The sequence below is a fragment of the Natrinema versiforme genome (assembly GCF_005576615.1).
Lineage (GTDB): Archaea > Halobacteriota > Halobacteria > Halobacteriales > Natrialbaceae > Natrinema > Natrinema versiforme_A.
Genome location: NZ_CP040330.1, coordinates 353,867 through 368,445, shown reverse-complemented (window position 1 = coordinate 368,445; position 14,579 = coordinate 353,867). Strand labels below are relative to the sequence as shown.

19 protein-coding genes are annotated in these 14,579 nt (G+C 62.3%); 12 read left to right on the top strand and 7 right to left on the bottom strand.

The genetic code is table 11. The features are described 5' to 3' along the window. Positions 1 to 294: 294 nt before the first annotated feature. From FEJ81_RS01770 to FEJ81_RS01760, 3 genes are all read right to left on the bottom strand, one after another. A complete protein-coding gene (locus FEJ81_RS01770; protein ID WP_138243651.1) occupies positions 295 to 1,425 on the bottom strand; it encodes a CARDB domain-containing protein in 1,131 nt (376 codons plus the stop codon). Positions 1,426 to 1,518: 93 nt separating this feature from the next. Then, positions 1,519 to 1,836: a hypothetical protein gene (locus FEJ81_RS01765; protein WP_138243650.1), complete on the bottom strand. Its 318-nt coding sequence runs from the start codon at positions 1,834 to 1,836 to the stop codon at positions 1,519 to 1,521. 173 nt (positions 1,837 to 2,009) lie between these two features. Further along, positions 2,010 to 2,555 carry a hypothetical protein gene (locus FEJ81_RS01760; protein ID WP_138243649.1) on the bottom strand — a complete coding sequence of 182 codons (546 nt, stop codon included), beginning with the start codon at positions 2,553 to 2,555 and terminating at the stop codon, positions 2,010 to 2,012. Between the two features lie 418 nt (positions 2,556 to 2,973). Here FEJ81_RS01760 and FEJ81_RS01755 point away from each other — a divergent pair, with 418 nt between their 5' ends. The 6 genes from FEJ81_RS01755 (at position 2,974) to FEJ81_RS01730 (ending at position 8,794) form a co-directional block, all read left to right on the top strand. Beyond that, the gene (locus tag FEJ81_RS01755) at positions 2,974 to 3,507 is read left to right on the top strand and encodes a DUF7344 domain-containing protein (protein WP_138243648.1); all 534 of its coding nucleotides are present in this window, start codon (positions 2,974 to 2,976) and stop codon (positions 3,505 to 3,507) included. Between the two features lie 123 nt (positions 3,508 to 3,630). After that, positions 3,631 to 4,155, top strand: a complete 525-nt coding sequence (locus FEJ81_RS01750; protein WP_138243647.1) for a hypothetical protein — start codon at positions 3,631 to 3,633, stop codon at positions 4,153 to 4,155. A 189-nt stretch (positions 4,156 to 4,344) separates the two neighbouring features. Beyond that, entirely contained in the window at positions 4,345 to 5,442 is a 1,098-nt protein-coding gene (locus tag FEJ81_RS01745) for a polymer-forming cytoskeletal protein (protein ID WP_138243646.1), read from the top strand. Between the two features lie 277 nt (positions 5,443 to 5,719). After that, entirely contained in the window at positions 5,720 to 6,604 is an 885-nt protein-coding gene (locus FEJ81_RS01740) for a hypothetical protein (protein ID WP_138243645.1), read from the top strand. 56 nt (positions 6,605 to 6,660) lie between these two features. Next, a complete protein-coding gene (locus FEJ81_RS01735) occupies positions 6,661 to 6,978 on the top strand; it encodes an EMC6-like membrane protein (protein ID WP_138243644.1) in 318 nt (105 codons plus the stop codon). Position 6,979: 1 nt separating this feature from the next. Further along, positions 6,980 to 8,794, top strand: coding sequence for a ribosome biogenesis/translation initiation ATPase RLI (locus FEJ81_RS01730; RefSeq protein WP_138243643.1), 1,815 nt, complete (start codon positions 6,980 to 6,982; stop codon positions 8,792 to 8,794). 67 nt (positions 8,795 to 8,861) lie between these two features. Here the strand turns inward: FEJ81_RS01730 and FEJ81_RS01725 are convergent, their stop codons facing one another. Continuing rightward, positions 8,862 to 9,383 carry an archaemetzincin family Zn-dependent metalloprotease gene (locus FEJ81_RS01725; protein ID WP_006430375.1) on the bottom strand — a complete coding sequence of 174 codons (522 nt, stop codon included), beginning with the start codon at positions 9,381 to 9,383 and terminating at the stop codon, positions 8,862 to 8,864. A gap of 39 nt (positions 9,384 to 9,422) precedes the next feature. Between FEJ81_RS01725 and FEJ81_RS01720 the strand changes: the two genes are divergently transcribed. The 3 genes from FEJ81_RS01720 (at position 9,423) to FEJ81_RS01710 (ending at position 11,467) form a co-directional block, all read left to right on the top strand. Next, complete coding sequence (locus tag FEJ81_RS01720; RefSeq protein WP_175416335.1) at positions 9,423 to 9,827, top strand: UPF0146 family protein; 405 nt, start codon at positions 9,423 to 9,425, stop codon at positions 9,825 to 9,827. Between the two features lie 88 nt (positions 9,828 to 9,915). Beyond that, a complete protein-coding gene (locus FEJ81_RS01715) occupies positions 9,916 to 10,545 on the top strand; it encodes a metalloprotease family protein (protein ID WP_138243642.1) in 630 nt (209 codons plus the stop codon). A 40-nt stretch (positions 10,546 to 10,585) separates the two neighbouring features. After that, complete coding sequence (locus tag FEJ81_RS01710) at positions 10,586 to 11,467, top strand: TIGR01548 family HAD-type hydrolase (protein ID WP_138243641.1); 882 nt, start codon at positions 10,586 to 10,588, stop codon at positions 11,465 to 11,467. 73 nt (positions 11,468 to 11,540) lie between these two features. Here FEJ81_RS01710 and FEJ81_RS01705 read toward each other — a convergent pair whose 3' ends face one another. Together FEJ81_RS01705 and FEJ81_RS24110 are read right to left on the bottom strand one after the other, a co-directional pair. Next, positions 11,541 to 11,984 carry a response regulator gene (locus tag FEJ81_RS01705; RefSeq protein WP_138243640.1) on the bottom strand — a complete coding sequence of 148 codons (444 nt, stop codon included), beginning with the start codon at positions 11,982 to 11,984 and terminating at the stop codon, positions 11,541 to 11,543. An 87-nt stretch (positions 11,985 to 12,071) separates the two neighbouring features. Further along, on the bottom strand, positions 12,072 to 12,197 hold the full coding sequence (locus FEJ81_RS24110; RefSeq protein ID WP_267877920.1) for a hypothetical protein: 126 nt from the start codon (positions 12,195 to 12,197) through the stop codon (positions 12,072 to 12,074). Between the two features lie 105 nt (positions 12,198 to 12,302). Here FEJ81_RS24110 and FEJ81_RS01700 point away from each other — a divergent pair, with 105 nt between their 5' ends. The 3 genes from FEJ81_RS01700 to FEJ81_RS01690 all read left to right on the top strand — a co-directional run bounded on the left by FEJ81_RS01700 (position 12,303) and on the right by FEJ81_RS01690 (position 14,032). Then, positions 12,303 to 12,545 (top strand): hypothetical protein, encoded by a 243-nt coding sequence (locus FEJ81_RS01700; RefSeq protein ID WP_138243639.1) that lies wholly within the window; start codon positions 12,303 to 12,305, stop codon positions 12,543 to 12,545. A gap of 107 nt (positions 12,546 to 12,652) precedes the next feature. Beyond that, a complete protein-coding gene (locus FEJ81_RS01695) occupies positions 12,653 to 13,072 on the top strand; it encodes a universal stress protein (RefSeq protein WP_138243638.1) in 420 nt (139 codons plus the stop codon). A gap of 135 nt (positions 13,073 to 13,207) precedes the next feature. Next, the gene (locus FEJ81_RS01690; protein ID WP_138243637.1) at positions 13,208 to 14,032 is read left to right on the top strand and encodes a GNAT family N-acetyltransferase; all 825 of its coding nucleotides are present in this window, start codon (positions 13,208 to 13,210) and stop codon (positions 14,030 to 14,032) included. Between the two features lie 16 nt (positions 14,033 to 14,048). Here FEJ81_RS01690 and FEJ81_RS01685 read toward each other — a convergent pair whose 3' ends face one another. Beyond that, a complete protein-coding gene (locus FEJ81_RS01685; RefSeq protein ID WP_138243636.1) occupies positions 14,049 to 14,492 on the bottom strand; it encodes a DUF2391 family protein in 444 nt (147 codons plus the stop codon). Positions 14,493 to 14,579: the final 87 nt, after the last annotated feature.

The window sequence follows — 14,579 nt, the reverse complement described above, 5'->3', positions numbered from 1 at the left end:
GTGACGAGGATATTCATAGTTGGGTGACGGTTCGACCTGAGTATATCTCTGCTGTAGTATAAAGCCCGCGAGAGTGACGACGGCGGAGCACCGTCGCGATTTCGCGACGCGAAACGGGAGAATGGAAACGCTCGTCCCGAGACCACACTGGAGAAACGGTCTGAGATGGGATGCGGGCGAGCGCCGTTTCACTTACCCACCGCAGTAGCGCGCGAGGGAGAAACAGCGCACTCGTCGGATTGGGCACACACCGCCATCTCAGCGGTCAACACAGAGTCGTAGCGAGTCGGGGCGTTACTGAACGAACGCCCACCGACGGTTCGCAGCCATCGCGAGGAACAACAGCCCCGCCGTTGCCGGTGGCGCGATCGCCGCCGAGAGCTCCCGGTTCCGGATCGAGAACGTCTCCGGCTCGGAGACAGTAACCGTCCCCGCACCGACGCCGCTGACTCCGATTTCGTACGTCCCTACCTCGTCGAACCGCCGTTCGAAGACGACCGTCCGCTCGCCGTTCGCCGGAATCGTGACGGCTCGGCTATCGACGACGGTCCCGTCGACCGCGACCTCGAGCGTGCGATCAACCGCCGTATTTGTGGGGTTCCTGACCGTCGCCCGAACCGCGGTCGACTCGCCGGCCGTGAGTTCCGCGTCGTCGATAGTCGCGTCGACGACATCGATCGGCGGCCCCTCGACGGTCACCGATTCGGTGCCGACGCCCGCGATTCCGACCTCGTACGCCCCGGGCCAGTCCATCCGCCGCTCGAAACTGACCGTCTCCGTCTCTCCCGGCTCGAGGTCGATCGACCGCTGGTCGACGACGGTCCCGTCGACGGTCAGGCGCGGCGTTATCGTCTCAGTTTCGCCGAAGTTTCGGTAGGTCGCGTTCACCGTTACCGTCTGGCCGGTCTCGAGCGAATGCGGGTCGACCGAGAGGGACTCGACAGTGACTCCACCCGGAGGCGAGGAGGTGACATCGTTCCGGTTCTCGGTCTCGTCTTCGGAGATAGCGTGCACGGTGAACGTTTTCGTACCCGTGGGTGCGATATGGGTATTAATCGACACGCCCACGGTGACGGTTTCACCGGGTGCCGGCTCGAGTCTCGACTCGTCGGTGATCGGAGAGCCACCGGCATAAAAGGTCACACCGTCGACATCGTGATCGATCCAAATCGCCCCGATGTCGTCAGCGTCCTCCCCGATGCGAATCGTGAACACGTCTTCGATAGTTGTCATCGCATCGCCGTACACGCCGATGTCGAGCGTGAGGTTGCCGTTTTCGATCGTCGCGTATCGTTCGTCAACCGGCTCGAAAACGACGTCGTCGCTCGCCGAATCTTCGCCTATCGCAAGCGCCATAGTCGGGGCTGCAAATGCGAAGAGAAAGCAAAGCGCGGCTGCAGCGAACAGAATCCGTGCTGAGACCATGGTGGATCGTGTGTACTGTCGACTCGGGTTTCGGGAGCCCGGTTCGTACCAATACAGACGATTGGTACGGCCGATGCGGGAGACTACAAGCGCTTACTGTTCCGTTATCTCTAACGTGACCATCTCATTTTCGATGCTCGAGTCAGACGTAGTGATTTCCAGACCGGCCGTTGTAGAGTCCCCCTCCGCTAAGACGATCGGTTCAGTAACGTTGGTGAACGCGATGTTCGCGTCCCCGGATAGATTGTCATCAGCCATACTCACTTCGTAGGTTGTCCCGCTCTCGCCGTTATGTGCGAAGTCGATCGCTTCGTCGATAATGATCGTCGCGTTCTGATGTGCACCGCTACCGCCGAAATCGTCCGCGTTCCACTGGATCATTATCTGGCCAGTGTCGCCGTCGACGGTCACGAGATCAGTGTTAGCATTCGGCGTAATACTGACGAAGGCGTTTTGATCGTCGTCGACATCGACAGTGATCGTACGGTCCGCCTCAACTTGACTGAACGCTCCGGTACCGAAGGCGACTCCACCGCCCGCAACGACCGTTCCCAGGCCGAATATCACGTTGCGTCTGTTCAATCTCATGCCGACCCACCACTGCTATCGTCTGCCGTAATCGCAACAGTAGACGGGAGGTTACCATCCGCTGTGGAAGTATCGGTCGAATTCTCGAGGTTGAACACGACATCGAGCGTGACACTGCCACCGTCCCCATCGATATCGGTGAGATCGCCGTCACTGTACTCGAAATACATCCCGTCGTCTTCTACCGAAGCGTCCGTCGTCGTGATCGAATTGCCATCCCCGTCGTCGATGGAGAGGGTAATCGTATCACTCTGGGTTTCTCTATTGTTCGTGATCTCGAATCCGCCATCGAAGCGGGTGATCGCACCGATATTGAGGTCTTCGAGATCGAACTGGATCATCTCGTCGTCGGACCCTTCCGATCCCTCGAGCAGACTACTGGTGATATTGAACGCGACCAGCGCATTCGCGTCGCCCGAGGTCGTGACGCTAACCGTTCGGTTCGCTTCCACGCTACTGAACGCGCCCGTCCCGAGAGCGGCTCCGCCACCTGCGACGATTGTCCCCAATCCGACTAACACGTTGCGTCGATTCATTCTCATAGTGTATGGTCTCCGTACAACCGCGCCGGCAGTCGTCGGTACCCCCGACGGCCCGGAACGCGGTCCTTACTCATCTCCACGAACACCACCCCCTTTGTATTGAGTGACCAGAACGTCCGATCGGTCGGCCATACCGACGTTCAAGCCGGCCTTGATCGGTATTTCGGGGCCTGTCGTGTGTGTCAGACTCACGTCACTCCCATGCAACCTGCGGAAACGAACCGCGGGTCAACGGATCACAGCTATCGAGCAGACGGGTCGATGGACATGAGTCCCGAGGCGAACGAGAACTCGAGTCCGATGACAACGGGTTCGGTTTCTCAACGTCGAATAGAACCGTTGTATGCCACTCATCACCAAAATATGGCGATAAGAGTTATATATCAATAGAAAGCAGTATCAAGCCAATAGGGGATCGATGGGGACGAGAACAGGGGGACCGGATCGCGGGGAGATTTTCGACCTGTTGAGTAACCACCGACGACGGTATGCAATCCACTACTGCAAACAAGAAGACGGCCCCGTGGAACTCGGGACGCTCGCAGAACACGTCGCAGCGTGGGAACTCGACAAAGAGGTCGGGGGAGTAACCTCGACGGAACGAAAGCGGGTCTACACGTCGTTACAGCAGACCCATCTGCCCACGCTCGAGCGGGCCAACGTGATCGAATTCGACGACCGAACGATCGAACTCACCGACGGGGCGGCCGGACTGGACGTCTACCTCGACGTCGTCCCAGAGGACTCGATTCCGTGGGCGACCTACTATCTGGGGTTAGCCGCGGTCGGCTCGACCGTCTTGATCGGCGTGTGGCTCGAGATAGTGCCGACCAACCCGATATCCGAACTCGGGTGGGCAACAGCGGTCTTCGTCCTGTTTGCAGTCTCTGCGGTCGTCCACGTGATACAGAACCAACGGATGCAACTGGGGAACATGGAGAAACCGCCATGATATCAGCAGTCGTAGGTTGGTACCGGTGTTCCGACCGATGTGTCGATAGGAATTGAGACGGACAATAGCAGCGGGACAGTCTGAAACCCACTCAGTATGCGAGTGATTACGTACTTGGGCATCGTGCTCGTCGTCGTCGGTGCAATCGCGCTTGCCGCCTCGAGCGGAGCATTCGATTCGTCAGCCGCAGACAGGGGTTCCACGGTCGAAACGGCGAGTGACGGGTCTGCACTTCTCAGTCTCGACTATCCGAACGGCGAGCAGATAGAATTAGAGAGTTCTAACAGTGATCGTGGAGTGTTGTGTATAATTTTTGGCCCTTGTGATGGGTTCCGATATAACGACGTAGAAATAGTCGTATTTGCGGATAACACATCGTCGCAGCAGCTAACGGTTGAAGAGATCGACATCAGTATAGATAACACTGATATGATCAGAGGCGACCAACTGAGAGATGAGACGAGGAACAATGGGAATGAAATTAATGCTGTCCTCGGGGATTTCAAGTGCCCAGCAGAGAGAGATGGGCTCTTCAGTAGACAGCAGACGGAAGATTCCGGGACGGTCACGGTCTGGGTCAAAGCCAGCGACGGCAATGTCACGGTCGAACTCGAGCGCGACGTAGAGATCGACTGCGTTCAGGAGTGAGTCCACGACCGCATCGGACACTCGAAGATCACGACCTTATCAACGGATATCGCGAGTCAGTATCGAGACTGTGACAATCACTTTCAGAAACTGTTTTGTCTATGCACGTCCGATAGCGACAGTAGATCTGCTGGAAACGTCGACCAGCAACGTGGCCGTCTTATCGGCCGTCCATCATAAGTGACCACCGTGTCCGGAAATATCGTTACCGTCTTCGGAGCCGTATTTATCGTCGCCGGAGCGGTGCTACTTGCCGGTCCAGTCTACGGGTTCACGTCCCTGGCTGCCGATCGCGGCGTCAGCATGGAGACGGCGTCCGGCGAGAACGCGAATATCGGCGTCGTCCCGAGCGACAGCACGATCGACGGGCCAAACGACGAGTCTGAAGTCGCTGTCATCACGAACAACCTCGAGTCGGATATCACCGCTCTCGAGGTCGGCGTCGCGTTCTCGAGCGGCGGGGGCGACCTCGAGACGACCGTTCCGGAGACTATCGGGCGGAACGTCACCGGGTCAGTTCTCGTCGCGTGTAGTAGCCGAGGCGGTCCGCGGGGTCCTGAGACGACGACCGTAACCGTCACCGTCGAAGAAGCGATCGCCGACGGAGTGACGGTGACGGGAATCACCGTAGAAAGCGCGCTTACCTACGAATGTAATCCCGGTGGGTCCGGGCCTCCGGGCGGCAATCCCGGCGGATCGACCGTCGGCGGCGGTGAAGTCAGAAACGGTGATGTCAGCAGTGATGGAGACGTCACCTCGGGGTGGGACTCCGAGATCACCGGCGACGTCGACACGGGCGGTGATGCCTCGATGGGAGACTCGAGTACCGTCGGTGGCAATATCGATGCGGACGGGACCGTGACTACGGGCTGGGACTCCGAGGTCAGCGAGGACGTGAGGGCTGGCGGTGACGTCTCGACGGGGTCCTTGAGTCGGGTCGGCGGTGATATCGACGCAGATGGGTCCGTGACTACGGGCTGGGACTCCGAGGTCGGCGGCGACATAACGGCCGGCGGTGACGTGACGATCAGCGACTCGAGTACGGTCGGCGGCAAAATTACCGCGGACGGAAACGTCGAAACCGGTTGGAACTCCGAGGTCGGAGACGACATCACTGCGGGCGGTGACGTCGTCATCGGTGGGGACAGCACGATCCGCGGCGACATTAACGCCGACGGCGACGTGGTGGTCAAATGGGGTGCAGTCGTCGAAGGGGATATCGATGCCGGCGGCAGTACGACGATCAGCGACGGTGCAGATGTGACGGGTGATGTCGAGTCAAACTGATGTCGTCGTGCTCGTTCTCAACGGTGTAACCTATACGGCGGCGACCGGTTGTACGAGTCGTGCGACGGCTGTGCGTGACCGGACGCTTCTGTGCGATTGATTCGTCGAACGGTCATTCGAGCGGTTGCGACGGGGACTAAACGATCGTGAACGTCGTGAACGGTCTGGAAGGTAGAGCGTGTTTTTATCGGAGCATTCGAAGGAGCTGATAAGCGGCTGCGGGCAGTGACGTGGGGTGTTTCCCGGGGCCGGGGATTCGAGGGGTAAACGAATGCGTATGCAATCGATTAAACACATCGGGGTCGCAGTCACTATCATCGGCACGCTATTAGTGATCGGACCGTCGGCCGGCTTCAGTTCCCTCGAAGCCGACCGCGGGATCGGCGTTCAGACAGCCGCGGACCCGGACGCATACCTCGGAATCGAAAGCGAGGGCGACGTGACCGGAACCGAGTTGCGAGGGAACAGCGATCCACTGACCGTCGGAACGCTCACTAACAACGTCAGCGAGACGCTCGAGGTGCGAGACGTGAGTGTCGCTTCGATCGGTGACGACAGTGTCGACGATACGATCGTGGCCGTCGCATCGCCGGACGCCGGTGACACGATCGAAACCGGTAGTTCGAGCGGTGTCACGGTCGAATGTGCCGACGATCAGAGCGTGGGCGAGCGCGAGGTCACGTTTCGAGTCGATCGCGTCGAGGGGGAAAGTATCAGTATCGCTGGTCCGAGGTTCAACACGACCGTCGAGATCCAATGTGGGAAGGGGAAGTTCAGCGGATCGGCCGGGCTCACGGTGAGCGATGTAGCGACTGACAGCACGACGCAAAACGTTTCGTTCGATGTCTCGTCGCTCGGTAACAACGACCAAGCGACCGTCAACGTCTCTCGGCCACAGAGCAGCGGCGGTGTGGATTACTCGTCGGTCACTACCGAAGACGTGACCGTCCAAACACAACACAATGGAGAACTGACGTTCGATCCCGACTCGTCACAGCTCACGTACAGTTCCCAAGGCAACGGGGGACAAGGGAACTCGGAACGCGAAATCACGATCAGAATAGAGAACATCGATGTGACCGGCAGTTCGGGCGAGTCCTATCAAGTGGACTACTCGGATACGACGGGGCGCGAGGAGGGGGACTTCTTCGATATTACGTAACGGATCTCAGGGTTCAATGCGAACGCCTTTTTAGCGCCGCCCTCGCAGTTCTTTCCATGTCGACCGAATCGATCAGCGACCGGCGAAAGCACATTCGCTCGGTCAGCGTGACGGCCTTGTCGGCGCTGCTGGGCGTCGCTGCGGCGCTGGCGTCTGCGACCTGGGTCGGACTGTCCGACGCGGCGGCCCAGAACACGCAGGCGCTCGCGTTCGTCCTCGGCGCGGTCTTCGTCCAGTACGTCCTCATCAACGTCTCGGGGATCTACGGCGACGACGAGTTCGGGGCGAAACACTACCTGTTCATCGCGTTCATGACCTTCGCACTCTGGTTCGTGACGTGGGGTATCCTGCTCACCGCGGAGGCCTCGGGTTAACATGGCCGACGACAGCATCGCCGTCGTAGACTTAGACCGGTGCCAGCCGGATCGGTGTAGCTACGAGTGCAAGAACTACTGTCCGCCAAATCGTACGGGCAAGGAGTGTATCACCCTCCGCGGCGAGGAGGCCGCGGAGGGCCAGCCCGAGCAGATCCACATCTCCGAGGAGATCTGTCTGGGCGAGAGCTGTGGGATCTGCGTCGAGAAGTGTCCCTTCGACGCCATCGAGATCATCAACCTGCCCCAGGAACTCCAGGACGAACCGGTCCACCGCTACGGCGAGAACGCCTTCTCGCTGTACGGCCTCCCCGCGCCACAGGAGGGGCAGGTCACCGGAATTCTCGGTCCGAACGGGATCGGGAAGACCACCGCCGTGCGCATCCTCGCGGGCGAACTCGAGCCGAACCTCGGTCGCCACGAGGAGTCGCCGGGCTGGGACGAGGTGCTCGAGGCCTACCGCGGGACCGAACTCCAGGATTACATCGCCGACGTACGAGACGGCGACATCACCATCGCACAAAAGCCCCAGTACGTCGACCAGATTCCGAACCAGTTCGACGGGAACACCCGCCAGTTGCTCGAGCGGACCGACGAACGCGGTGCGTTAGACGAGTTAGTCGAGCGGCTCTCGATCGGCCCCGTCATGGATCAGTCGATCGACGACCTCTCGGGCGGGGAACTCCAGCGGGTCGCCATCGCGGCAACGCTCGCTCGGGACACGGACTTCTACTTCCTCGACGAGGTCACGCCGTATCTGGATATCGGCCAGCGCGTGACCGCGGCGCGGCTGATCCGTGAACTCGCCGAGGAGGAAGACAAGTCGGTCCTGGTCGTCGAGCACGACCTCGCGATCCTCGACCTGCTCGCGGACACGCTCCACGTCGCCTACGGTGAGCCGGGTGCCTACGGTGTCATCACCTCGCCCAAGTCCGTCCGTAACGGGATCAACGAGTACCTCTCGGGGTACCTCGACAACGAGAACATGCGGATCCGGCCGAACCCGATCGAGTTCGAGGAACACGCTCCGCGGGCCGCCAGCAAGGCCGATGCACTCGTGGAGTACCCCGACCTCACCAAGAGCTACGGCGACGGCGAGTTCAGCCTCGAGGTCGAGGGCGGGACGATCCGCGAGAACGAGGTGCTGGGGATCGTCGGCCCGAACGGGATCGGGAAGTCGACGTTCGCGAAACTGCTCACCGGGAATCTCACGCCCGACGAGGGCGACGCCGATCTGGACCTCGATATTTCGTACAAACCGCAGTACGTCACCATCGACCAGCACATGCGGGTCGACGCCTTCCTCTCGTCGATCACCGATCAGTTCGGCTCCTCGTACTGGAACACCGAGATCGCCCAGCCGCTCCAACTCGAGCGGATCATGGAGCAGAACCTCTCGGATCTCTCCGGCGGGGAGCGCCAGCGGGTCGCCATCGCGGCCTGTCTCTCCGACTCGGCGGACCTCTACCTGCTCGACGAGCCGTCCGCCCACCTCGACGTCGAACAGCGGGTCCAGGCCACGAAGGCGATCCGACGCTACGCCGAACAGCAGGATGCCACCGTGATGGTCATCGACCACGACATCTACATGATGGACCTGCTGGCCGACCGGCTGATGGTCTTCGACGGCGAGCCCGCCGTGCAGGGTCGCGCCGGCCAACCCCAGCCCATGCGCGACGGCATGAACGAGTTCCTCGCGAACTTGGACGTGACCTTCCGCCGGGACGAGCGCACCTCCCGGCCGCGGATCAACAAACCCGAGTCACAGCTGGATCGCCAGCAGAAAAGCGAGGGCGAGTACTACTACGCGCCGTAAGTCGCCGACGCGAGGCCGTCGAGGTCGGTGTTTCGCTTCGGTATCGGGCGGAAACGAAGAACGGAACTCAGCTAATCAGTCGTTGACAGCTGCCACAGAGGTTCTCTTCTTTGATGTCGACTTCGCGGACGGTCGGCGAGAAGTTCATGACACAGCGGTTGTTGTCGCAGTGCTCGAGGCCGTAGGTGTGGCCGATCTCGTGGACGATCTCCTTGCGGACGCGGTCCTCGAAGATGTCGGCGGCGCTCTGGTTCGAGAAGCCGCCGTCGCTCGAGGTCTGCAGTCGATACGTGGAGACGACGCTACCGCTGCCGTCGAGATAGGCGAGCCCGAAGACGTAGTTGCGGCGGCGATAGAAGAGATCGTGAGGGGTGATGGCGATGTTTTTCTGTCCGCGGCCGACCCGTTCTGCGAGTTGGATGAACGTCTCCGCGGAGTACTGGTTCCGATCGGAGTCGTAGGCTCCGTTGGGGACCGACTGCGAGTCGTTGATCGACACGTCGCAGTCGTAAACCGATCGCAACGCGGTAGAGGCCGCCCGCTTGACCGCTGCGGGGACGTTGCCGACCGGCACGATATCGACGAGCATAGCAAGGGCTATGGCCGCGGGTGGCATAAACGTCCCGCCGTGGCCCACTCTCGCCGGAATCTCGATGCAATAATCGATTACGTTGACGAGTACGAACAGGTAGTCGAGATCGGGATCGGCCGGCGGACCGAGGTGGCTCGAGCGCTCGCAAAACGCGGCGTTTCCGTCACCGCGACGGACGTCCACGATCGCGACGTGCCGGCGGGTGTGCAATTCGTCCGCGACGATATCGTCGACCCCGACCCGTCGGTCTACGCCGACGCGGACGCGGTGTACGCGCGGAATCTCCCGCCGGAGCTCCACCGCCCGGCGCTCGAGGCGGCGCGGGCGGCCGACGCCGACTTCCTGTTCACGACGCTGGGCGGCGATCAGCCCGCGGTGCCGGTCGAACGGGTGACGATCGAGACGGGGACGCTGTACGTGGCTCGCACGCTTTCGGAGTAAGTTATCGAGGCGCGCCGAGACGGTCTCACCGAGAGCTGCGAGACGTTCGCGCGAATGAATTATTTCCGTTCGAATCCTTCCAGCGAACGTGAACGCCGATCTACTCGCGTCTCCCATCGGGCTCGTGGCTGCCGCCATCGCGCTCACCGTGGTACTTGTCGGCATCAGCACGCTCTTCTGGGGTCTGTTCCGTCTCTTTACCGTCCCCGGCGTCGTCTTCCACGAGTTCGCCCACAAGCAGGCCTGCGATCTCGTGGGGGTTCCCGTCCTCGAGGTCGCGTACTTCCGGGTCGGGAATCCGCCGGGGTACGTCCGCCACGGCCACCCCGAGCGGTACCGGGAGTCGTTCGTCGTCAGCGTCGCGCCGTTTCTGGTCAACACCCTCGCCGCGTTTGCCGCCTTTCTCGGCCTCGCCGTGCTCCTCGAGGGGATCGGCGAGATTCGGACGGCGTCTCTCGGGACGATCGTCGCGGCGCTCGCACTCGGCTGGCTGGGACTCTCGGTCGGAATGCACGCGTTTCCGAGCACCGGCGACGCGAATACGCTCTGGAACCGCTCGCGGGCGGAGTGGCGGCGGTCGCCCCGCGTTCTGCTCGGCGTTCCGTTCGTCGTCGTGATCTACGTCGCGAACCTGCTGTCGTGGCTGTGGGCGGACCTCCTCTACGCGGCCGGCCTGTTCGCCGTGGCGGCGTGGGTCGTGGGACTCGGCGCGGTCTGAAATCAGAGTTATTTATCCCCGCCGGCCCGTTCGAGGGAGTATGAACGCAGACGCCGTCATCCTCGACATCGACGGGGTGCTCGTCGACGTCGCCGACTCCTACCGGCGGGCGATCGTCGAGTCCGTCGAGGCGGTCTACGATCGGACGATCCGCAAGGACGACATCCAGCAGTTCAAAGACGCCGGCGGGTTCAACAACGATTGGGAACTGACCCACGCCGCCGCGCTCTACGTTCTTGCGACTGAGGAGGGGTATGGCGAGTCGCTGTCGGACTTTACCGACGCGATCGCCGCGAACGGCGGCGGCCTCGAGGCGGCCGAAACCGTCGTCCGCGAGGCGATCGGCGCGCGGGCAACCCAGCGCGTGACGAATCGGTGGGACCGCGAGCGGCTCCGCGACGTCTTCCAGCAACTGTACCTCGGCGACGAACTCTACCGCGGACTCGAGGGCGGCGAGCCCGACCTCGAGCGCGAGACGGCCGGCTTCATCCACGACGAACCGGTGTTGCTCGAGCCCGAAGCCCGGGACCGGCTGCTCGAGGGCTACGACGTAGGCGTCCTGACCGGCCGCCCGGAAGCCGAGGCCGAGATCGCCTTAGATCGGGTGGGACTCGACGACGCGATCCCGCTCGACCATCGCTTCACGATGGACGACTGGGAGGAGGGCAAACCCCACCCGCGCGCGCTGACGACGCTCGCGGAGCGGTTCGACGCCGAGAGCGTCGTCTTCGTCGGCGACACGTTAGACGATATTCGGACGGCGGTCAACGCCAGCGAGGCCGACCCCGATCGCGAGTACCGCGGGATCGGCGTCCTGACCGGCGGGCTGACCGGCGCGGAGGGGCGGCGGAAATACGAGACCGAGGGCGCGGCGGCGGTCCTCGAGTCGATCAACGAATTGCCCGACTGGCTCGAGTCGTAGAGTCGATCGGAACGGGCCGGGTTTTGGGGAGACAGAGCCCGAGCGAAAGAGAGCGAGGTCGGCTCCGTCGAGGCTACTCGCCGGGGAGTCGGACGAAGGTCAGCCAGAAGTTTTCGAACGAGCGGCCGAGTTCGATGAACTCGTCCGGTTCGACCGGTTTCTGGACGTACGCGTTCGCGTGGAGGTCGTAGGAGCGGGCGATGTCCTCTTCGGTCGCCGAACTCGTCATCACGATCACGGGGATCGAGCGCAGCGCCTCTGCGGATTTGAGTTCGGAGAGCACGTCCGCGCCGTCCACGTCGGGGAGTTGGAAGTCGAGCAGGATCATGTCCGGTCGGGGGCTGTCCACGTGCTCGCCGCGCTGGTGGACGAAGTCGAGCGCCGCCTCGCCCCCGGTGACGGTGTGGATCCGGCTCGCGATGTTCGCGTCCTCGAACGATTCGGAGAACAGGCGCGCGTCACCGGGGTTTGGTTCGACCAACAGAACGGTAATCGCGTCCTCGATCGGTGGAGACATACTATTGTTTGGATCGAGTCGCAAAAGAAGTGCACGGTTCGCTCGGTGAAACGTACGCAACCGTGAACTTCACCCGTCGCGGTAATCTCACGCCCGCCGGTCGTCCAATCGGCGACAGGAATCGAACCGGTCGTCGGTCAGGTAGACGGCCCCGTCGCGAACGGACGTCGAGTCGTCGGTCCCCTCGAGCGTTACCCGGACGGGATCGGGCATACACTCTCTTTTCGGCCAGCCTAAAAATACGTTCCGGACCCGGGGGCGAATACAGTCCGCGAAAACGCGCGGTATCCCTATAGGGAAGTCGAGCGAAGGGCAGGTATGGACGACGCCGAAGTCACCGTCGACGTGGAGGTCGAAGTCGAAGTGGACACCACCGAACTCGAGATGGAAGTCGGGGACGAACGCGAGTTCGAGGGCGAACTCGAGGCCGGCGGGCTGACGATCGAAGTCGAAGCGGAGGTCGAGGTCGAGGGCGAGGACGAGGACGAGGACGAAGCGGACGAGGAGTCGACCGGCGGAGCCGCCGACGAGGAGGAAGACGAGGAAACCGACGAAGACTGAATTGACCGCCGAGACGCGAACGCAGCGGGTGCGCTCGCTCGCGGAGCCACCGTCGAGCAGCGGGAATCGGAGTCGATTTTATAACCCGGCCATGCGAACTGTTGTCCATGTATCGCGTCTTGATACCCGTCGATACCAACGAGGACCGTGCGCTGGCACAGGCCGACTACGTCGCGTCGCTGCCCGACGCCGCACAAGCGGTCGAGGCCTACGTCCTGTTCGTCTTCACCGAGGACAGCGACGACCTCCCACAGGAGTTCGAGAAGTTCAAATCGGCCTCGCGGATCGGCTCCGTTCGCCGCGCACAGGAGGCCCTCGAGGACGCCGACATCGAAGTGACGGTCCTCGAAGACAGCGGCGATACCGAAGACGACATTCTCGAGGCGGCCGAGGCCTACGACGTCGACTCGATCGTGCTCGGCGGCCGCAAGCGCTCGCCGGTGGGCAAAGCGATTTTCGGCAGCACGACGCAGGGCATTATCCTCAGTTCGGACCGCCCGGTGGTCGTCACCGGCGGCGACGCGTAAGTCCCGCTCGAGCGGTCCGGTTCACGCGGGGTCGAGGCGAGGCGGCGGCCGGCAGCCGACGGGGTTGGCTCCCCAAATAAGTCCGCCTGTCCCCGCCTGCAGCCATCTTATCCGGGACGATACCGAGTATCCGATATGGAGATTCGGGAACCGGAGCCGGACGAGGCCGAGCGGATTCGGGAAGTCATAGACAGTTCGATGACGACATCGTTCAGGCTCAGTCCGGGACAGATCGACGGGATCACCGACGATCAGTTCGGCGACGACGCCGTGGCCGACAAGATCGACGACGGGGACACGCTGCTCCACGTCGTCGAGACCGGCGACGAGCTCGAGAGCACGGTCATCGCCGGGTTCGTCGAAGGCCGACTCGAGGACGAGTGGGGCGAAGTGAACTGGCTCTTCGTCGATCCCGAACACCGAGGGAAGGGGATCGGGACGGAGCTCTACGAGACCGCGAGCGAGACGCTCCGCAATCGGGGGGCCGAGCACGTCTGCGCCACCGTCCTCGAGGCGAACACCGAGGGCCACCAGTTCGTCGAGCGCTTCGGCCTCGAGCACAACGGGGACCGGCGCATCGAGGTCGCCGGTGAGTCCCTCGTGAAGTACGTGTACGCGGACGCGGACGTCGACGTGGCCCTCCCGACGGAATCGCGAGCGGACGGCGAGGACGCACAGACCGACGAGTTCCCCGAGACGGAGACGGTCGACGGAACCCTGACGGCGACCGACGGCGACGAGACGCTCTATATCGCTCGCGAGGAGGAAGAATCCGGCACCGCGGCGTCGTTTTTCGTCACCTACGAGGACGAAGACCACACGGAACAGTACGGGTATTACTGTGCGAACTGCGGCTCGCTCGACGTCTCGATGGACAACATGGAACGGCTGGAGTGCAGTGATTGCGGCAACGCACACGCGGAGCGATCCAAGGAGTCGTACGACGACTCGCACCTCTGAGACCGGACGACCGGCGTTACTTCGAGAAGATGCTGTCGGCCGTCGCGGCGCCGACGACACTGAACACCGAGCCGACGCTCACGGCCTTGATCGTCGTCTTCACGGCGACGCTGGTCGTCTCGTCCCCGAGGAAGGTATCGGGTGCGTCGAGTAACAGCGCGAGCAGCGCTACCGCGCCGAACGAGACGATCATCAGCGAGATGAACCGAAGCGGGACGCCGACGACCTCCTGTTCGTCGTCCGGGTCGCGAGTCGTATCGGCCGTGTACAGTGCCCCGTAGCCGATCCCGAACACCACGATCACGGTCCCGATCGCCTGAAAGAGGTTCATGCTCTTCGCGAGGTCCCAGACCTCCTCGGTAACCACGAAGGGGCCGGCGAGCAGGAACCCGCCGACGATCTGCTGTGCCGAGTCCGCAAGCCGGAAATCGCGCGGCCGGCGCGGCCGTCGAAGTTTCATAGCGGAGGATTACGGCGAGATGGTAAAACGCTCCCGTTTGGGGTTCGGGACCGACCGCAGTCGGCCGCGTCTGCCGGGTGCGACGAT

Bases quoted from the DNA above. Each gene is read 5' to 3' on its own strand.
- FEJ81_RS01695 (WP_138243638.1), top strand. From the start codon at position 12,653: ATGTATCGCGTCTTGATACCCGTCGATACCAACGAGGACCGTGCGCTG.
- FEJ81_RS01685 (WP_138243636.1), bottom strand. From the start codon at position 14,492: ATGAAACTTCGACGGCCGCGCCGGCCGCGCGATTTCCGGCTTGCGGAC.
- FEJ81_RS01760 (WP_138243649.1), bottom strand. From the start codon at position 2,555: ATGAGAATGAATCGACGCAACGTGTTAGTCGGATTGGGGACAATCGTC.
- FEJ81_RS01735 (WP_138243644.1), top strand. From the start codon at position 6,661: ATGTCGACCGAATCGATCAGCGACCGGCGAAAGCACATTCGCTCGGTC.
- FEJ81_RS01690 (WP_138243637.1), top strand. From the start codon at position 13,208: ATGGAGATTCGGGAACCGGAGCCGGACGAGGCCGAGCGGATTCGGGAA.
- FEJ81_RS01740 (WP_138243645.1), top strand. From the start codon at position 5,720: ATGCAATCGATTAAACACATCGGGGTCGCAGTCACTATCATCGGCACG.
- FEJ81_RS01725 (WP_006430375.1), bottom strand. From the start codon at position 9,383: ATGCTCGTCGATATCGTGCCGGTCGGCAACGTCCCCGCAGCGGTCAAG.
- FEJ81_RS01755 (WP_138243648.1), top strand. From the start codon at position 2,974: ATGGGGACGAGAACAGGGGGACCGGATCGCGGGGAGATTTTCGACCTG.
- FEJ81_RS01770 (WP_138243651.1), bottom strand. From the start codon at position 1,425: ATGGTCTCAGCACGGATTCTGTTCGCTGCAGCCGCGCTTTGCTTTCTC.
- FEJ81_RS01705 (WP_138243640.1), bottom strand. From the start codon at position 11,984: ATGTCTCCACCGATCGAGGACGCGATTACCGTTCTGTTGGTCGAACCA.
- FEJ81_RS01730 (WP_138243643.1), top strand. From the start codon at position 6,980: ATGGCCGACGACAGCATCGCCGTCGTAGACTTAGACCGGTGCCAGCCG.
- FEJ81_RS24110 (WP_267877920.1), bottom strand. From the start codon at position 12,197: ATGCCCGATCCCGTCCGGGTAACGCTCGAGGGGACCGACGACTCGACG.
- FEJ81_RS01710 (WP_138243641.1), top strand. From the start codon at position 10,586: ATGAACGCAGACGCCGTCATCCTCGACATCGACGGGGTGCTCGTCGAC.
- FEJ81_RS01700 (WP_138243639.1), top strand. From the start codon at position 12,303: ATGGACGACGCCGAAGTCACCGTCGACGTGGAGGTCGAAGTCGAAGTG.